The organism is uncultured Gimesia sp. (assembly GCF_937919775.1).
Lineage (GTDB): Bacteria > Planctomycetota > Planctomycetia > Planctomycetales > Planctomycetaceae > Gimesia.
On record NZ_CALFPF010000766.1, the window covers coordinates 14,850 to 31,861 of the forward strand.

Below are 17,012 nucleotides of genomic sequence, written 5' to 3' on the forward strand. Positions count from 1 at the left end.
GCAGTTTGCTTACCAGAAGCTGTAGTAACTGCCGCGACCGTAGCCTGTATTGAAGCCGGCCTGGAAAACAATGCTGCCATATAAGGTCGGGCGATAAGGCCAGATGCCGCAGGTGCTGTAATAATTCCCGAAATAGCCGGGGTAGTAGGACCAGGGAGAACCATAGTAAGCCCCCCAGTTAGGGGCATAACTTCCCCAGTAAGGAGCGTAGCTGCCCCAGTAGGGAGCATAACTGCCCGCAACGAAGCTGTAACCCCCTCCCGAGGGAATGTACGAACTGCTGACTCCCGCAAAAGGCGAGCAGTAGCAGGAAGAATACGAGTTCCAGGAATTACAAAACGGTTGTGAATAAGCGTTGTTGTAACCATAGCCGTATCCGTAATAGGAACGCTGAGCTAAAGCGGGGTAGCCATTAAATCGATAGTAGTCTGGCCGATAATAACGGTAACCGGCAACCGCGGCGTAGGGACGGTATCTGTAGTTATAACGCCGTGCACCATAACCGTAGTAGGTGGAATGGGGGGCCGAATAGTTTCTCGCATAACCGTAGCCATAACCGTTGGAATAACGGTAGCTGGAGGAGTGGTTGCGATACCGATAGCTGGCTGAAGAATAAGCCGGACTGTGATACCGGGAAACGGAATAGGGGCGGGCAGCCGCTGCAGACGAGCTGTCTAAACTCGCCAGTGCAGTGAAACAGAAACAAACCAGGGTTAAAGATCGTAAAGAAAACACTCGACTGCCTATCATGATTACCGGTTCCCCGTCATCCATGACGCAAATCAACTACATCCTCTATTTACTTGATAACGATTTCAGAATTCAAACAGCGACTGCGTTTTCACAACGGCCAGTTCATCGGGAAATGTGTGAAACGCGTGAATCAGCAGACTCGTCTGGTTGGCTTCATAGTCAATGATGCTCAAAGCGCCGGGAGTGAGTCGGCTTTCTGAGATAAAGTGATACGCCAGATCCGCCCGCTGCGTATCCATCAAATATTCTTCATGTACGTTCTTGAAAATCACATAATCCAGTTCTTCCAGCTGATAACTGACCTGATAATACAGGCCGGAATCCAGTTGTACCGACTCCGAACGACAGCCGCGCACCGGCTTTTCCAGCAGACGTTTCTGGCTGGGCAGGGGGTTTTGAAACGACGTCAGGATCTCACAAACGGCTTTCCCTTTGTGTTGAATACTGGCGATGTGCCCCGTTTCACAGATGCGTATGGTGGCCGAAAAGTTTTTCTGAACGATCTCGGCTGTCGCGCAAGTGGTGTAAAGTTCCGGGTGAATGGAGCGCCCTATTAAGCGAAAGATCAGGTCATTTACTTTCGGTCTGGCAGATCGGACACTCATTATAGTGAATCCAGATAGATGGAAATGGATATAGTATCAATACTTAACGATTGATTGTGCGGGTGGTTTCCGGCGGAATTCCTCCTGCGTCAATCGAAATCACGCCCTGATTCTAAGCGATCGGCAGACCAATTCCAAACATGGTTTGACAAGAATTTCAAAGTCGCCCCCTATTTTATAGAACGGTCATTATTCAGATTGACTTTGGGTCGAACTTTGATTGCGGAATCATTTTTTAAACACGGCCTTGACTCAATTACAAATGTAATTAAACTCGCGAAATTACATTTGTAATTGAGGAGCGAGAAAATGACGGAACGACCCGCCCTTTCCAAAGGTGAAATGGAAATTGCCCGCACCCTGTGGGAGTTAAAACACGGGACGGTGCGCGAGGTATTCGACGCGTTCCCGAAAGCGCGGGGCATTGATTTCACGACCGTCCAGACCTACTTGCGCAGGCTGGAGAAGAAAGGTTATGTGAATGTTAAACTTGACGGACGCACCCGCGTTTATTCGCCGCGCGTGAAACCGCGGACGGTGATCCGGGAAACCGTGGATGATCTGGTTGACCGGTTATTTGCCGGCGAGACATTTCCCCTGATGCAGCATCTGATCGAAGACCGTAATGTCAGTCGGCAGGACCTGGATGCATTGAAAGCTTTGCTGGAACAGTTGACGGAGGAACGTGATGCCTCAGATTGATACGCCGTTCGTGCAACTCGTCTGGCAGCAGTTCTGGCAATGCTCGTTGCTCGTTCTGGCCGTGTATCTGATTTGTAAGTCGATCCGCTTCCGCCGCGCGCATTTGACGTTTCTGTTGTGGTTGCTCGTGCTGGTAAAATTTGTGACGCCCCCCTTATGGAGCAGTTCCAGCGGACTGTTCTGCTGGGTACAGGAATCATTGACTTTGACAGCAGAGGAAAACCCAACGCATCAGGAACAGCGTTCGCTGACGCTGACGGAATCGATCCGACTGCTGATTGGTGATGATGTGAGAAAATTGCCTGACGTCGAGCCAAACGCCTCACGCATGAAAGTCACCGTTCATGACGACGGTGCCTTTGAGAATCGCAATCGATCCTCGGAAACAGCCACTGTTCTCCCGGCGACGGTCTTGAAAGAGACCGAACCGCGTTGGCTGGAATATACATTCCTGGAGATCTGTTTGATTCTCTGGGTGCTCGTGGCTCTGCTGATTCTATGTGTAATGGGCGTCCGCTACGGACGCTGCTGGATGATCTTGCGGCGGGCGGGAGAGCAACATCGGCCCGATCTGGATCAGTTATTAGCGCGTTTGTGTGCCGAATTACATTTGAAACGCCGCGTCAGGCTAATGATTACGAACAGCCGCATGGGACCGGCGGTGATTGGCCTGTTTCGCCCGACGATCATTCTGCCGACGGCGATCACAGACGCGCGTTCGTTACAGGAACTGGAGCCGATTCTGGCGCACGAGTTAATTCATATTCGTCGCGGCGATTTATGGATTGGTCTGCTGCAACTGCTGGCGTCGGTCGTGTGGTGGTTTCATCCGCTCGTCTGGTTTACGGGCCGCCGATTGAAGTTCGAAATCGAACAGTGTTGCGACGAAGAAGTCCTCGCAGAATTGAACTGTGATCCGCGCCTGTATGCAAAAAGTCTGCTGGAAGTTCTGGAATTAAAACAAACGTTAAACACGGTTCCCGTAGTGCCGGGCGTGCGTCCGGTGGAAATTACTTCAAAACGTCTGGAGCGAATTATGAAGTTAGGACAAGGATGTCAAAAACGAACACCCTGGTGGTGCTGGATGATTTTTATCACGTTGGCGGCGGTCGTGCTGCCGGGCGCTGCGTTTGTGGTGACGGCCGCGGATCAGGCTGATTCCCTGCTGGTGATAGATGAAATTGAGAGTACTGTCGTCAGTCAACCGAATCAGCTGGAAGCAGTGCCGCAAACGATCCGACCGAATCCCGGGTCTCCCGTGAAAAGTAGTTTCGCAAAAGAGACCGGGCAAAAAATGGATTCTCCCCAGATCAGTTCTTACCCCATTGGAGGATTACTGAAAGCAGCCCGCGATGATGCAGAGACAGATGTCAGTCAGGCCGAATTCGATCTGTTGCAAAAAATCCGGTTAACGATCAATGAGGAGAGAAGAAAGCTCGATCAAAAGAGGAATCGTTCAGATAAGAAGAATTCGAAAGCATCCGCTTCAAACGGATCGGATGGAATATTGATTTTCAACGATCATTTAATGGTGGTGAGCGATGACCCGGTGATTCACCAGCAGGTGGCCCAGGCGTTACAGATGATTTCTGAATCAACGGCGGCCCAGGTCCTGATTACTGCAAAAATTATCTCGGTACCACGAAAACTGTTGAAGACGTTCAGTACGCAGCAGAAGTACGTTCGCGTCAACGAGTCAATCAGTGCCCACCGCAAAAATCCAGAAATGAACAGACTCAAACATCACGGTATCGAATTTCAGGAAAGCAAATCAGAACGCATCATTCCTTTTGAGACTGAAGTAACAAAGCAATCGATTGTCTGTGAGACCCTCGATGTCGAGCGCAGTGAAGAAATCGAAAAACTGCTTCAGTCAAATTCAGAAATTAAATATCTGAGTCGGCCCGCGGTGACCATGTTAAACGGTCGGAGCAGCCAGGTTGAGGTGTATTTCACTCCTGTCGCTTCAGTGTCGAAAGTCGATCCGAATGAGAAAGGACTCGCTGTCATCAAACTGGAATTGCAACCACGCATCCCGGAAACAGCGGAGGACCAGACGGGTTTCCTGGAATATCAACTGACCGTCTCCGGCAAAAGAGGGCTCATTACACCCAACGCACTCGATCTGGAAACCGGTCAGGAAAAGACCGTCGAAGTCCCGTTATATATTAACTCCCGCTATGAGGATTCGGCTCAAATCAAATGGGGGCAAACATTACTCCTGGGGGTAGGCAATCTTCCGCATGTGATGAGTGACTCGGAAGCGCTACTCGTCATGCTCCATGTGGTTAAGGTAAAACCGCTCGAAGAAAGTGAAGTGATGCAGCTGCAAGGCGTGGGAGTCAACAGCGACGCCGGTGTGGGCGGATCGATTCTGCTTGATGAATCGAACTTCAAGAATACGCTACGCACTGGAATTTATCCTGTTGCCGATCTGGTGGTTCCGATTCCTCGGAAGCTTGTAGTGCCGGGGGAGAAGCCCGGACCCATCCCACCGATGCCGGAACCGCGGTTTGAACCCTTGATCGAATTGATCAAACAGAATGTCACACCGGAAGCATGGGGCGACGAAAAGAAAGCAGGCAGCACAATCATGCCTTATCCCAAAATGCTGGCGCTGGTCGTGCGGCAGACGCGGGAAGGGCATGGGCAACTGGCTGAATTATTATTGAAACTCAGAGCTGTTCAGGAAAAGATGCTTCAGTTGAATATGCAGGTGATTGCTACGGATGATGTGCAGGCATGGCTGAAAGGGTGGGATCAGTCTGAATCCCCTGATGTCCGGAATTTATTAAAGAAGTTACAGACGCAAAATCTCGAAAAAGGAATCGTGATTGATTCAAAGCAGGTGGGATTATTGAAGCAGATGTCGGAAGGAGCGGAACGTGTGAATTATTTGCAGCTGGCGAGAGCTGCACTATTTAATGGGCAGTCTGTAGAACTGAGTCTGTTTGGCGAGCGTCCGCATCAGGGAAAATCGGATTCTCTGGTTCAGCTACGACCGGAGCTGTTGAAAGATCAAAACGTAAGGCTTTCCTTTGCCATCAATGCCAAAGATGCATTGGATGCACTCTCCCAGATCAACACCACGACCATTCCGCAGGAAAACTCCCTGCTGGTCGACGTCACCGATCATATCATAGACGAAGAATCTTCATTCCTGTTTTCACAATGGGTCCGTCAGGCTCAACTGAATCAGAGTAAAAAACCGAAACGCTGTTTTCTGCTGGTCACTCCGTCTGTTTTAAATGTTTCCGAAGCGGTTGAGCAGCGGGCTACTCCCCCGTCCCGCTGACGTTAAACAGTAAACTTTGACCGTCGGGGGTGAAGCAGATGTCGCCGATGATGGTTCCGTTGACTTTGATCGCCAGCGGTTCAGGGGCTTTGTCTTCGGCGGGATTGAACTGCAGGAATTGACGCGGCGACGCACCGGCGGCAAAGACGATTTTGTCTCCCTGGGGATGCCAGGCAAAGTCGGCGTAGGGTGCCTGCTTGTTGTTATAGTGCACCTTATAGCCTGCTTGCATGCCGGCGACGTTTACTGTTGCGACGTCGTACGTATTGTCGGAAGCTTTTAGGCCTTTGAAGCAGAGCCAGTTACTGTCGGGCGACCAGCTCATATTCCAGAACAGACTGTTGTAAGGACTTTCTCCTTCCGGAAAGAGATCCGTTTTCGTTTCTTCAATCAAATCATAAATGCGAATGTTGGCTTTGCCGGAACTGGAAACGCTGTAGGCGATTTTCCTGCCATCGGGAGACCACTGCGCGCCCCAGCCCCCTTCCTCAATCAGATTTCTCAGGGAGCCGTCGGCGTGCATGATCGCGACTCCCGAAGGTGAGATCTGGGAAAAGGCGATGCGGTTTCCTTGGGGAGACCAGCTGGGCATCACGCCGGAGCCAATGGCTTTCAGGCCGCTGCCATCAGCGTTCGTAACCATGATCTTTCCATCCTGAAAACGCTCCCCATTTTGAGATGCTCTGCCATCAAAGGCGAGCTTCTGACCGTCGGCAGACAAAGCTGGTGAGCCCGCCGTGTGATAATCACCCGGTTCAAAATAGAGCCGGGTGTCTCCCCCTTCCGCAGGCGCAGTATAAAAGCGGACTCGTTTCACGCCGGGGGGTTTCTCGTCGGCAGTCACTGGCGAGGTGCTCACGCTGCAGAGTAACAGGGGAGCAAGCAACAGCAGGCAGGCCACTTTTAAATTCTTCATCTCAAATCCTAGCAATCCGTTAAAGCCGTTTTTCGTGCGTGATAGTGACTACTTGTCTCTGGTGTTAAACAACAGGTGCAGACCATCGGGGGTGAAGCAGACATCGCCGTTGATGTTTGCATCGACTTTGATCTCAATTGGCTCGGGCGGTTTGTCTTCTGCCGGATTAAATTTGAGCAGCTGGCGTGGCTGGGTGTCAGAGCCGAACACGATCATCTCTCCCGAGGGATGCCAGGCCATGTCCTGATAAGGGGAGACTTTGCTTTTGTAATGCACCTTATAACCTTCTTTCATGCCTGCTACGTTAACGGTGGCGACTTCAAACATTTTGTCGGCAGCATTCCGTCCGAGAAAACAGAGCCAGTTGCTGTCGGGAGACCATGCCATATTCCAGTAAATCAAGGAATACGGACTTTCTCCCTCCGGGAAGACATCGCTTTTTGAATCTTCAATCAGATCATAGATCCGCAGATTGGATTTTCCGGAAGAGTAAACGCGATACGCGATTTTTTTACCGTCAGGAGACCACTGTGCTCCCCAGCCGCCTGTATCAATCATTTTGCGATCAGAGCCATCGGCGTTCATGACGGCAACGCCCGAGGGGGAAGGTTGAGAAAAGGCGATGCGGTTTCCGCCGGGAGACCAGCTGGGCATCGCGCCCGGTCCCAGAACTTTTGAATCACTGCCATCGGCATTCACGACCAGAATCTGCACGTTCGAAAAGCTTTCCCCCTCCTGAGATTTCCAGCAGTCATGCGCCAGTTTCGTGCCATCAGGCGAGAACGAGGGAGAGCCGGTATTGTAATAGTCTTCGGCGACATAAAATTCTTTGGGGTCTTTTCCTTCCGGCGTGGCAAGATAAAACCGGGTCCGGTTGACTTTTGGTTTTTCGTCCGCCACCAGCGAAGCGATTTCCGCGTTAAAAAATAGCATGCAGCTCGCGCAACACAGACTGGCCAGCACAACTGATTTCATGTCGAATCCTCTTGCTTGTGATGTAAATATTATCAGATCATCCTTGTCTAGTTGTTATAACATCTGCCGCGTTGCGTTCAAACAAAAAGTTGCGTTCAAACAAAAAAATGAAGACGGTCAAAGCGGGCAGGGGCACTCGTAGAAGTGTGCCCGGAACGAGCACACTGTCGGCGCCGGAATCGCAAGATCAAAATGGCAACTAAGTACTGATTTTAAATAGTTTTGGAGAAATGGATCAGCGCGGCTTGAGCTCTGAATCCGATCAAAGTAGCCTGATGTGAACAAGGCCTTCCTGTAGACAAAGTGCCTTTCTGTTTTTTGATTCAGGAGCTACTCGATGAAGAATTCCAGTTTTGTCAATCGCGAACTGATCTGTACGACCTTTTTTGTGCTGGTCGTGGGTGGATTGGCCGCGTGGGCCGCCGGCAGCAAAGAGGTTCCGGAAGCTGAATTTGCAAAATCCACAGTCGATTTTGGAATTGTGGTCAGCGATATCGACAAGTCACTCAATTTTTATAAGAACGCACTCGGGCTCAAAGAGCGTGACCCGTTTGAAGTGACGCCGGAAATGGGACGCGATTCCGGGCTTTCCGACAGCCTGGCATTCAAGGTTTTCCCGCTGGTGCTGGAAAATGACAGCACCGCCACCAATGTCAAATTGATGCAGTTCAAAGACGCGCCCGGCAAGAAGGTTGATAATTCCTTTATCCACTCTTCGTTAGGTGTCAGCTATCTGACGATTTATGTCAAAGACACCACAGCCGCCCTGGCGCGGGCCAAAGCGTATGGCGTGGAACCGATCGCCAAAGGCCCGATGGCATTGCCGGAAGGATTTCCCCAAGGCATTTATCTGACACTGCTGCGTGACCCCGATGGCAATCTGATCGAACTCGTCGGACCCAAAAAATAATCGTCAATTCGATTCACAACCGATCCATGATGACACTCTCTCCCGGGTGCCATCATTTTTTTGTGTTCATGCCATACTTCTTCATTTTGTTATACAGGGTCACACGACTGATTCCCAAAGTCTTGGCCGTATTCGTGCGGCTGTAATTGTTTTTGAACAGAGCCTGTTCGATCAAATCTTTCTCCGTCACAGCGACCTGATCCCCTAAGCGTTCTGAATCATTCTGCCGATGATTGATCACAACCGAAGGATCATTCGTCGGGCCGATTTGTCCCATCAGAATGTGGGACGGCAGATTTTCTTTGCGTAACACTCCTTCGCGGCAGTAAATGACGGCTCTGCGAATGACGTTTTCCAGTTCCCGCACGTTGCCCGGCCAGGGATAGGTATGCAGTGCTTCCATGAATTCTTCATCAATCCGGTCAATGAAAATCTTGTGTTTCTTTGACATCTCCCGCACGAAGTCAGTCGCCAGTGTGATAATGTCGGCTTTCCGTCGTCTTAAAGGCAGCACATCAAATTTCAACATATTCAGACGATAGTAAAGGTCCGGTCTGAATTTGCCTTGTTCGACCAGAGGCTGCAGTTCCATGTTGCTGGCCACGACCAGTCGGGCCTGATTGACGTACGTTTTATTCGAGCCCACCGGTTCGAATTCTCCCGTTTCAATCACGCGTAACAGTTTCACCTGCTGCTCAGGTCCCAATACGTCAATTTCGTCGAGGAGAACCGTTCCACTCCCGGCGGCAAGGAACTTGCCTTCTTTATCCGCATGGGCACTTGTAAAAGCACCGCGAACGTGGCCAAACAGTTCACTTTCAATCAGGTCGTTCGGCAGTGCACCACAGGCCACATTCAAAAACGGTTCGTTGCGACGGGGAGAGACATCGTGAATCAATCGCGAGAGATATGTTTTGCCGGCACCGGTTTCTCCAATGAGTAAAACCGTGACGTCATGTTGTGCTGCAATTTCCAGTTCATTCAGCATCAGTTTCATCTCATGCGAGTTCGTTTCGAAGCTGCGTGTAATTCCATGTATGTCTGGCATTTTTTGAACTTCTCGGCTGACGTTGGTTGCGGGCGAATGGTGAGAGACGACTTTTTTCCCTGAAGCAGCTGCATAACCGGAATTCATTGAAAGCGATTTTGTCGAAACGACGGCTTCTTCCGGATTCAGACAGGAATCGATTTCCAAGAGTAATTCCGCTTCACTGTCAAATCCTTTGATGTGCAACATATTTTCATTGCAGGCTGCACGTCGTTCCAGAATTTCTGGACAGTCTGCTTCCGTCAGCAGGATGATTTCTGCATTAGAGACCGTTTTCTGAATTGACTCCAGGATCTGATCTTCCTGATGACCGCCAGACCTGAGAAACCGCAGATCGACCAGAATGGAGTCAACCGCCTGCTCACGGCAATGCACATAACAATCCTGCAGAGTGCCGCACATTACCAGATGGAAGGTTTTCTTGAAGTGTGCAAGTATCTGCTGCTGAATCAAAGTGTCGCCGGTTACCAGAATCAGTGTGGGAAGTTGCATATTGATTTTCTCTAATTCAATGTTCGAAGTGGTTTCAATCGACGGAGCTGTTTGTTTCCAGTGATGACTGAAAATGAACCTGGTTCGTAGTCTCATTTGACGAACTGCTTCTGTTTTTAAACAAATTGAGTGCCAACACGTTAAGTATTTCAGGCGCGTGTTTAGTAAGTGGTATGCTGTAAACAGGTTATCGCAATATGCAGGGGCCGGGCACTGGCCGGTTTTAATGAAGAGGATGTGGTGAAAAAACATCAAGCGCGGTGCGCGTTGAAAAAAAACAACAGAAAAAGATGCTTTCTCTGAGTGATTTCAACGATTCAGCCGGCTCGTGCTCGAATCGGTGAGTCTGTACTATTGGATGACGATTTACAGCTTGTTAAACTTCAGGAACGGACAGTCTGTAGGTGGGATTTTCAACCGGGAGGAAAAAACAGTGGCGACCTTTGCAGTGATCTTGGCAGCAGCCGGTAAGAGTACGCGTTTTCAGGCGAAGGGAGCCCAGGTACTGGGTGCGGGACCTCAGAAGAAACCGTTCATGGATCTGAAAGGTCGCGCGGTCTGGCTGCGTTCGGCGGAGATTTTTGCCAACCGCGATGATGTGAAGCAGTTGATCATCTCGATTGCTGCGGAAGATATCGACTGGTTCAAGCAGAAATTTCGTCCCAATCTGGCGTTCCTGGAAATCGAAATTGTCGCCGGCGGACAGGAACGGGCGGACTCCGTGCAAAAGGCATTGGCACGCGTCAAAGCCGACATTGACTATGTCGCCATTCACGACGCCGCCCGCCCTTTGATCACGGATAAATGGGTCGGCGAACTCTTTGCCGCCGCAGAACAATCGGACGCTGTCATTCCCGCAGTCCGCATCTCCAGCACATTGAAACGGGCCGGCAAAGACCGGCGAATTCTGGAAACCGTAGATCGCACGGATCTCTGGGCGGCACAGACGCCGCAGGTCTTCAAGCGTCAATTACTGTTAGACGCTTATGCACAGCGCGGTGATTTTCAACCGACGGATGAAGCGCAACTGATCGAAAACCTGGGGCACCCGGTGACCATTGTCGAAGGTTCACCCCTCAATCAAAAAATTACGACCGCCGCTGATTTTCGGATGGCGGAAGCTTTGGTCAATGCCTTGCCGAAACCGAAAGGCATTCAGGCCCTGCACCCCTTTGCCGATGAAGAACCACGGGGCATTTTTTAATAGAACGAGGCATTCTGTAAACGATGTGAAAAAATGAAAGTTGCGGGAAACAGGAAACTTCTGTTTGAGGCGGGACGGCAGATTCGTTACACTGATTTCAGCCTCGCTTTTCCAATGAGGTTTCGCCGCAGAAACATTTCGGACTGCATCTGAGTCAGATTTAACCGGAGCGAATTGCGCTACCTGAAGAACAACGTTTTCAGGTAGAAAGCCGGTGCTGAATGCTTTTGTGAGATCGCTGCAGACACCACGCGCGTTACAGGCAATACTTCTTCTCATCGAAAAGGAAGCGACCATGAATTCTACCTCTGAAGCAACCGATCCTCCGGCACCTGCCCCGAAACCAAAAAAACATATCAGCGCGCAGCGGCGGATTATCACCTGGATTTTTATCGCGATTCTGCTTGTGATTGTGTTGTTCGAATGGCGCGCGAAAACGTCTCAGGCGAATACGGTGAAAAATCTGGAGGCGGCGATGGAACAGGCGGGTGATGTGGGGGAAATTTCGTTCGTCGACTTTCAAACAATCAAAGAGGGAAGTCCTTCCGAAGACATCGACGAGTCAGGAGCCATCCTGCGTAAACATCATTATCGCTGGAATGGTGTCTTCAAAACATACGACTTGCGGATACTGGTGAACGACGATGAAATGGTGATCACCTTCGACACTCTGGCGGACGGCGAACCGGTTGGCGGCATTAACCGGATCTCGAAAAAGAAAATGGAAGCGCTGATTCAAAAAGAGAAAAATGAGTCAGGAATCAAACCCGTTAAGGCAGAACCTGCCGAGACCGAACCTGCAGAGAAAAAACCAGTTGAAGCAGAGCCTGCTGAAACGAAAAGTAATTAACACAGACGTTCGCGAGAACCATGTGGAATCAAGAGGATTTTCAAGGGGTCGAGTAGACATCGAAAGCATGCTCCAGTATTGAACGGGCACCGTCGGACGAGCCGAGCGGTGGCACACGGGAGCCTGGTCCGGTGTGCGGCATCGTATTCAAAAAGCTTTCGCGACGGGAATGAATTTCTACCACGAAAAACACGAACATACACGAAGCAACGGGTGGTCTAACTGTAATGGGAACTACCGCGGATCGTGGATTCTCTCTTGTAAACCCATCCAGAAACCACTGTTGTGTGCCACTGTCGGCTGGCCCGACAGTGCGCGCAAACAGCATTCAATCAGCCTGTTTCACGATCAAATCGAGTGAGCCTGAACGTAATTCGGATCGTCAAACGTAGGGGCTGTGTCTGTGTGCCCGCCCGCCTGGCGAAGTTCAAATCTGTTTTGCTGTGTGGATGAGACCAGTTGAAACATTCAAACGTTGGCGCACCACGCTGACCCTGCGGGCGATACCCATGTGTCCGCACCCTACGTAAAAAAGCCCGGAAACAGAGAACTGAAACCGGGCTTTGAAATTGAACATTTCAAACGATTACTCGTCGGTCACACATCCTTCGGAAGCGGACTTCACGTTTTTGATGTATTTATACAGGGTGCCTCGCGTGTATTTGAACGGCGGAGCCGTCCAGGCTTTGCGGCGTTCTGCGAGTTCTTCGTCGGTCAGAGCCACATCCAGCCGGTTTTTGTCGGCGTCGATCGTGATTTTGTCGCCGTTTTTGACCAGAGCAATCGGGCCCCCTTCCTGTGCTTCGGGAGTCACGTGTCCGACGATGAAGCCGTGTGAACCCCCCGAGAAACGACCGTCGGTCAACAGCGCGACATCTTTCCCCAGTCCGGCGCCCATGATGGCGGAGGTGGGAGTCAGCATCTCAGGCATGCCCGGTCCGCCCTTCGGGCCTTCGTAGCGGATGATGATCACATCCCCTTTTTGAATTTTCTTGTCTTCCAGCGCTTTCAGCATGTCTTCTTCGGAATCGAACACATTTGCCGGGCCTTCGAAAACCAGACCTTCTTTACCGGTGATCTTGGCAACCGAACCCGTGGGAGACAGATTGCCTTTGAGGATCTGCAGGTGTCCCGTCGGTTTGATCGGGTTTTCCACGGTATGGATAATGTCCTGTCCTTCTTTCAGGCCGGGCAGTTCTGCCAGGTTTTCTGCCAGCGTTTTACCGGTCACCGTCATGCAGTCGCCGTTGATGAAACCTTTTTCCAGCAGGTATTTCAGGACCGCGGGAGTTCCCCCCTGCTCCTGCAGGTCGGCCATGACGTATTTACCGCTTGGTTTGAAGTCAGCCAGCAGTGGCACGCGATCGCTGACGGCCTGGAAGTCGTCGATCGTCAGTTCGACGTCCACAGAGCGGGCAATCGCCAGCATATGCAGGACGGCGTTTGTGGAACCGCCCAGCGCGACCGTCAGGACCATCGCATTTTCAAATGCTTCGCGGGTCATGATGTCGCGGGGTTTCAAATCGAGTTCCAGCAGTTTTTTGATTGCGGCTCCAGCACGAAAACATTCATCGAGTTTTGCGGGATCTTCAGCGGGAATCGAGGAACTGTAAGGCAGCGACATGCCGAGTGCTTCGATGGCGGACGACATGGTGTTCGCGGTATACATGCCGCCACAGGCACCGGCGCCCGGACAGCTTTTCTGCACGATCTGTTTGCGGGTTTCATCGGTGATCGTACCAGCCAGATATTCTCCATAAGACTGAAACGCGGAAACAATATCCAGCTTCTCGTTATTCAAGCAGCCGGGAGCAATCGTTCCCCCGTAGACCATGATGGACGGACGGTTGAAGCGCCCCATGGCGATCAGACAGCCGGGCATGTTTTTGTCACAGCCGGGCAGCGAGATGTTGGCATCGTACCACTGGGCACAGGTGACGGTTTCAATACTGTCGGCGATCAGATCACGCGATTGCAGCGAGTACGACATGCCGTCGGTGCCCATGGAAATTCCGTCGCTCACACCAATCGTGTTGAATCGCAGTCCCACCAGACCGGCGGCTTGCACTCCCTCTTTGACTTTGGCAGCCAGTTTGTTGAGGTGCATGTTGCAGGAGTTGCCTTCGTACCAGACGCTGGAAATTCCCACCTGGGCCTTGTTCATATCTTCTTCGGTCATGCCGGTGGCATACAGCATCGCCTGCGAGGCCCCTTGTGAACGGGGCTGAGTGATGCGGGAACTGTAACGGTTCAGAATCGGTTTAGAATCGGATGACATCGACGTTTTTCCTCTGTAGTGTTTTCAATATCAATGGTTTGAGAAGCGGAATGGGATGGTTTACAGACCTGGGTCTCATTCACGTGGTTCAGATAATCAAAGCAGGCCGGTTATTCCAGCAGCAGTTTCACTCGATAGGGCACACGTTCAACACGCGGCAGGATCTGTGGCTGGTAGATTTCACAGTACGCTTTTGCTTCGCGATGGGTCTTCCAGGCATCTTCACTCGCCCAATGTTCCACCAGCACAAAGGTGGGCTGGTCCCCTTCGGATTGATAAACGTCAAACCGCAGGCACCCCGGTTCTGTGCGGGATAACCGGCAGGCTTCCGTCAACAGTCCCTGAATTTCTTCCGCGTCGGAGGGATCTTTCAATGTAAGGACGACATTGAGGCAAAACATGTTCGTGCTCTTGATTTCATGAATGGAGTCGGCAGGATCAACGCAAGCGCAAAAGTACGACTTGCAACTCTCTTTATCCAATACATTAACAGCCCGCCGCCGGAAGTGACAGTATAAGGAAGTTTCTTAAATACAAGGGAACCGTAAATCTCTCGAAGGGGATCAACAGGGCGGAGCAGACTCTGTTCGCATGGATACATTTCCAAAATCGAAATACGGGGTCTGTCAAGCATTTAGAACAACCCGCAGCCTGGAAAAGTTTGCGGGTTCCGTAGTTTGAAGAGTTGGTTCATCAAAAGGAAGCTAAAATTGCCAAATGAAGTCCACACTTGGATGACGCGTTGCCTTTTGTCTGTTATCATTCCGACGAGAAGTAAAAGCGAATGGATGACAGAAATCTGTGGCGTTCAGTCGGGACAGGGCTCTTTTGATTCATAATAAGGGAGTGATTCGTGAGTAAGGCAGAGACAGTGGATTGGTTGGACTGGAAACGGCTTCCTTTATTTTCCCGCTTCGATGCAGAGGCTTCTCTGATTCAGATGTGCGATCGGCTGCTGGAAGAAGCGAGTCAGCAGCAGCGGGCGAGTGACTATCTCAGACAGTTTCTTCCGCAGTTGGCGACGGAACTCTCGTGTCAGTGGTGCACGCTGATCGAACGAACTCCGGGGTGGGAAACCCTGTTTGAATTCGGCCGCAATACCGTGGGAGGTTTTCCGGCTGCGTTGTGTGATGAAGCTCTGGATCGCGATGCCGGCGGAATGTGCGCCGATGAAAAACGGGCCGACTGGTCCTTCATGGCGGCGCCATTGGGCGATGTCCGCCCCAGTACGATTCTGCTTGTCGGAGGCCGTGACCTGACGGCTGCTTCACTCAGCGATCTGATCGTGGTGGCGCGCGTGCTGGGTTATGCGCTGTCGATCGTCGAAAAGCGGGAAAAGAATCTGCGCCGTATTAATCGCCTGCAGACCACATTGCACATTGCATCCAGTTTTTCGACGGCCCGGGAAACACAACCGCTGCTGGAACTGATTGCGAAAGAGGCAACACGTCTGCTGGATTGTGAACGGTCGAGTATTTTTATCTGGGATCGGGAACACAAGCAGGTCGTAGCCTGTCCCGCGCTGGGCGTGGAAGGGAACACACTGCGACTGCCCGATAACGTCGGGATCGTGGGAGATGTGATTCACAGCGGCCAGGTGATTCGCGTGGATGATGCCTACAACGATGAGCGCTTCGATCCGAGCGTCGATAAATCGAGCGGTTTCAAGACTCATAATCTGCTGTGCGTGCCTTTGAAGAATAACGCCGGCGAATTGATCGGCGCGTTCGAAGTGATGAATAAGGAAAAAGGGAAGTCGGATTTTGACGACGACGATGCCCAAAGTCTGGCAGAGCTGGGCGTGCAGGCAGCGACGGCTCTGGAAAACACACGCGAACTCGAACAGCTTTCCCGCAGCCGCGATCAACTGACCGAACAAGCCAAGCAGAGAGTCCAGATTATCGGCAAGAGTTCCGCTATCGCCGCTTTGCGTTCCACTATCGAACGGCTGGCAGGCACTGATTTGCCGGTGTTGATTCTCGGCGAAAGCGGGACGGGGAAAGAAGTCGTCAGCCAGTCGCTGCATTATCAGGGACCGCGGGCCAATACCCCGTTCATCGCCGTCAACTGTGCCGCATTGGCGGAAACCCTGCTCGAAAGCGAACTGTTCGGCCACGAAAAAGGGGCGTTTACCGATGCCCGCGAAACACGGGCCGGCAAGTTTGAACTGGCCGAAGGGGGCACACTGTTCCTCGATGAAATCGGCGATATGAGTCCGGGTGGACAGGCAAAACTGTTGCGCGTGCTGGAACAGAAAGTGATTACCCGCGTGGGGGGCTCGGAGAGTATTCCGATTAACGTCCGCGTGGTGGCGGCGACGAATGCCAAGCTGGCCGAAGCGGTACGAGACAAAAAATTCCGTGAGGATCTGTATTATCGGTTGAGTGTCGTCACGCTCGATCTGCCCCCGTTACGTGATCGCCCGGAAGATGTGCTGTTACTGGCGGAGTTTTTTCTGACCCAGTTTTGCGGACAGGCCAACCGTCGCGTGTTGAAAATTTCTGCAGAGGCCAAAAAACGTCTGCAGGCACATCTCTGGCCCGGCAATGTTCGTGAGCTGCGGAATCTGATGGAACGCGTCGCGTTCCTGTGTGCCGGCGATCGGGTCGAGGTGGAAGACCTCGCGTTTATCTTAAGTCCGTCCCGCGATTCAGTGGTCGACATGTCGGCTGATTTGAGTTTGAAAGAGGCCTCCCGCCGCTTCCAGCAGGAATACATTCGCCGCACGATCAAACGCGTGGGGGGCAACATGAGCGAAACCGCGAAATGCCTGGGACTGCATCGTTCGAACCTCTACCGCAAAATGGGCCAACTCGAAATGCACGAAGCGAACGATGTCCAGGATTTTGATGACGAAGACTGAGTTTTCCCTCTTTATTCCGGTAATCTTGAGTTGAATGAAAACATTCTACTACCGTCCTTTAGAGACAGGCATTCGATACCGATAGAACTATCATTGCAGTGAAATAGATAGACTTTGTTCT

At 51.5% G+C, this 17,012-nt stretch carries 13 protein-coding genes; 6 read left to right on the plus strand and 7 right to left on the minus strand.

Going from position 1 to position 17,012, the window contains the following annotated elements; genetic code table 11:
- Positions 1 to 9: 9 nt before the first annotated feature.
- Both Q0294_RS21795 and Q0294_RS21800 read right to left on the minus strand, forming a co-directional pair.
- Positions 10 to 750 (minus strand): hypothetical protein, encoded by a 741-nt coding sequence (locus Q0294_RS21795; protein ID WP_299469668.1) that lies wholly within the window; start codon positions 748 to 750, stop codon positions 10 to 12.
- 65 nt (positions 751 to 815) lie between these two features.
- A complete protein-coding gene (locus Q0294_RS21800; protein WP_299469670.1) occupies positions 816 to 1,358 on the minus strand; it encodes a DUF2617 family protein in 543 nt (180 codons plus the stop codon).
- A gap of 309 nt (positions 1,359 to 1,667) precedes the next feature.
- Here Q0294_RS21800 and Q0294_RS21805 point away from each other — a divergent pair, with 309 nt between their 5' ends.
- Together Q0294_RS21805 and Q0294_RS21810 are read left to right on the plus strand one after the other, a co-directional pair.
- On the plus strand, positions 1,668 to 2,060 hold the full coding sequence (locus tag Q0294_RS21805; RefSeq protein ID WP_299469673.1) for a BlaI/MecI/CopY family transcriptional regulator: 393 nt from the start codon (positions 1,668 to 1,670) through the stop codon (positions 2,058 to 2,060).
- Entirely contained in the window at positions 2,047 to 5,355 is a 3,309-nt protein-coding gene (locus tag Q0294_RS21810; RefSeq protein ID WP_299469674.1) for a M56 family metallopeptidase, read from the plus strand. Before Q0294_RS21805 ends, Q0294_RS21810 begins: the two co-directional genes overlap by 14 nt.
- On the opposite strand, the gene Q0294_RS21815 is transcribed toward Q0294_RS21810, so the two are convergent.
- Together Q0294_RS21815 and Q0294_RS21820 are read right to left on the minus strand one after the other, a co-directional pair.
- Positions 5,336 to 6,271, minus strand: coding sequence for a translocation protein TolB (locus Q0294_RS21815; RefSeq protein ID WP_299469675.1), 936 nt, complete (start codon positions 6,269 to 6,271; stop codon positions 5,336 to 5,338). The two genes, Q0294_RS21810 and Q0294_RS21815, sit on opposite strands and share 20 nt — an antisense overlap.
- Before the next feature lie 48 nt (positions 6,272 to 6,319).
- Entirely contained in the window at positions 6,320 to 7,246 is a 927-nt protein-coding gene (locus Q0294_RS21820) for a translocation protein TolB (RefSeq protein ID WP_299469677.1), read from the minus strand.
- A gap of 337 nt (positions 7,247 to 7,583) precedes the next feature.
- Here Q0294_RS21820 and Q0294_RS21825 point away from each other — a divergent pair, with 337 nt between their 5' ends.
- Positions 7,584 to 8,156: a VOC family protein gene (locus Q0294_RS21825; protein WP_299469679.1), complete on the plus strand. Its 573-nt coding sequence runs from the start codon at positions 7,584 to 7,586 to the stop codon at positions 8,154 to 8,156.
- A 52-nt stretch (positions 8,157 to 8,208) separates the two neighbouring features.
- On the opposite strand, the gene Q0294_RS21830 is transcribed toward Q0294_RS21825, so the two are convergent.
- Entirely contained in the window at positions 8,209 to 9,792 is a 1,584-nt protein-coding gene (locus Q0294_RS21830) for a sigma-54 dependent transcriptional regulator (RefSeq protein ID WP_299469680.1), read from the minus strand.
- Between the two features lie 337 nt (positions 9,793 to 10,129).
- Here Q0294_RS21830 and ispD point away from each other — a divergent pair, with 337 nt between their 5' ends.
- Both ispD and Q0294_RS21840 read left to right on the plus strand, forming a co-directional pair.
- Complete coding sequence (gene ispD / locus Q0294_RS21835; protein ID WP_299469681.1) at positions 10,130 to 10,900, plus strand: 2-C-methyl-D-erythritol 4-phosphate cytidylyltransferase; 771 nt, start codon at positions 10,130 to 10,132, stop codon at positions 10,898 to 10,900.
- Positions 10,901 to 11,195: 295 nt separating this feature from the next.
- Positions 11,196 to 11,750: a hypothetical protein gene (locus tag Q0294_RS21840; RefSeq protein WP_299469682.1), complete on the plus strand. Its 555-nt coding sequence runs from the start codon at positions 11,196 to 11,198 to the stop codon at positions 11,748 to 11,750.
- A gap of 586 nt (positions 11,751 to 12,336) precedes the next feature.
- Here the strand turns inward: Q0294_RS21840 and ilvD are convergent.
- Together ilvD and Q0294_RS21850 are read right to left on the minus strand one after the other, a co-directional pair.
- A complete protein-coding gene (gene ilvD / locus Q0294_RS21845; protein WP_299469683.1) occupies positions 12,337 to 14,028 on the minus strand; it encodes a dihydroxy-acid dehydratase in 1,692 nt (563 codons plus the stop codon).
- 110 nt (positions 14,029 to 14,138) lie between these two features.
- Complete coding sequence (locus Q0294_RS21850; RefSeq protein ID WP_299469685.1) at positions 14,139 to 14,429, minus strand: putative quinol monooxygenase; 291 nt, start codon at positions 14,427 to 14,429, stop codon at positions 14,139 to 14,141.
- Between the two features lie 452 nt (positions 14,430 to 14,881).
- On the opposite strand from Q0294_RS21850, the gene Q0294_RS21855 reads away from it, so the two are divergent.
- Positions 14,882 to 16,891, plus strand: coding sequence for a sigma-54-dependent Fis family transcriptional regulator (locus tag Q0294_RS21855; RefSeq protein WP_299469687.1), 2,010 nt, complete (start codon positions 14,882 to 14,884; stop codon positions 16,889 to 16,891).
- The last annotated feature ends 121 nt before the right edge of the window (positions 16,892 to 17,012 follow it).

Excerpts from the sequence above, each read along its gene's own strand:
- Q0294_RS21795 (WP_299469668.1), bottom strand. The coding sequence starts at position 750 with ATGATAGGCAGTCGAGTGTTTTCTTTACGATCTTTAACCCTGGTTTGT.
- Q0294_RS21800 (WP_299469670.1), bottom strand. The coding sequence starts at position 1,358 with ATGAGTGTCCGATCTGCCAGACCGAAAGTAAATGACCTGATCTTTCGC.
- Q0294_RS21805 (WP_299469673.1), top strand. The coding sequence starts at position 1,668 with ATGACGGAACGACCCGCCCTTTCCAAAGGTGAAATGGAAATTGCCCGC.
- Q0294_RS21810 (WP_299469674.1), top strand. The coding sequence starts at position 2,047 with ATGCCTCAGATTGATACGCCGTTCGTGCAACTCGTCTGGCAGCAGTTC.
- Q0294_RS21815 (WP_299469675.1), bottom strand. The coding sequence starts at position 6,271 with ATGAAGAATTTAAAAGTGGCCTGCCTGCTGTTGCTTGCTCCCCTGTTA.
- Q0294_RS21820 (WP_299469677.1), bottom strand. The coding sequence starts at position 7,246 with ATGAAATCAGTTGTGCTGGCCAGTCTGTGTTGCGCGAGCTGCATGCTA.
- Q0294_RS21825 (WP_299469679.1), top strand. The coding sequence starts at position 7,584 with ATGAAGAATTCCAGTTTTGTCAATCGCGAACTGATCTGTACGACCTTT.
- Q0294_RS21830 (WP_299469680.1), bottom strand. The coding sequence starts at position 9,792 with ATGAGACTACGAACCAGGTTCATTTTCAGTCATCACTGGAAACAAACA.
- Q0294_RS21840 (WP_299469682.1), top strand. The coding sequence starts at position 11,196 with ATGAATTCTACCTCTGAAGCAACCGATCCTCCGGCACCTGCCCCGAAA.
- ilvD (WP_299469683.1), bottom strand. The coding sequence starts at position 14,028 with ATGTCATCCGATTCTAAACCGATTCTGAACCGTTACAGTTCCCGCATC.
- Q0294_RS21850 (WP_299469685.1), bottom strand. The coding sequence starts at position 14,429 with ATGTTTTGCCTCAATGTCGTCCTTACATTGAAAGATCCCTCCGACGCG.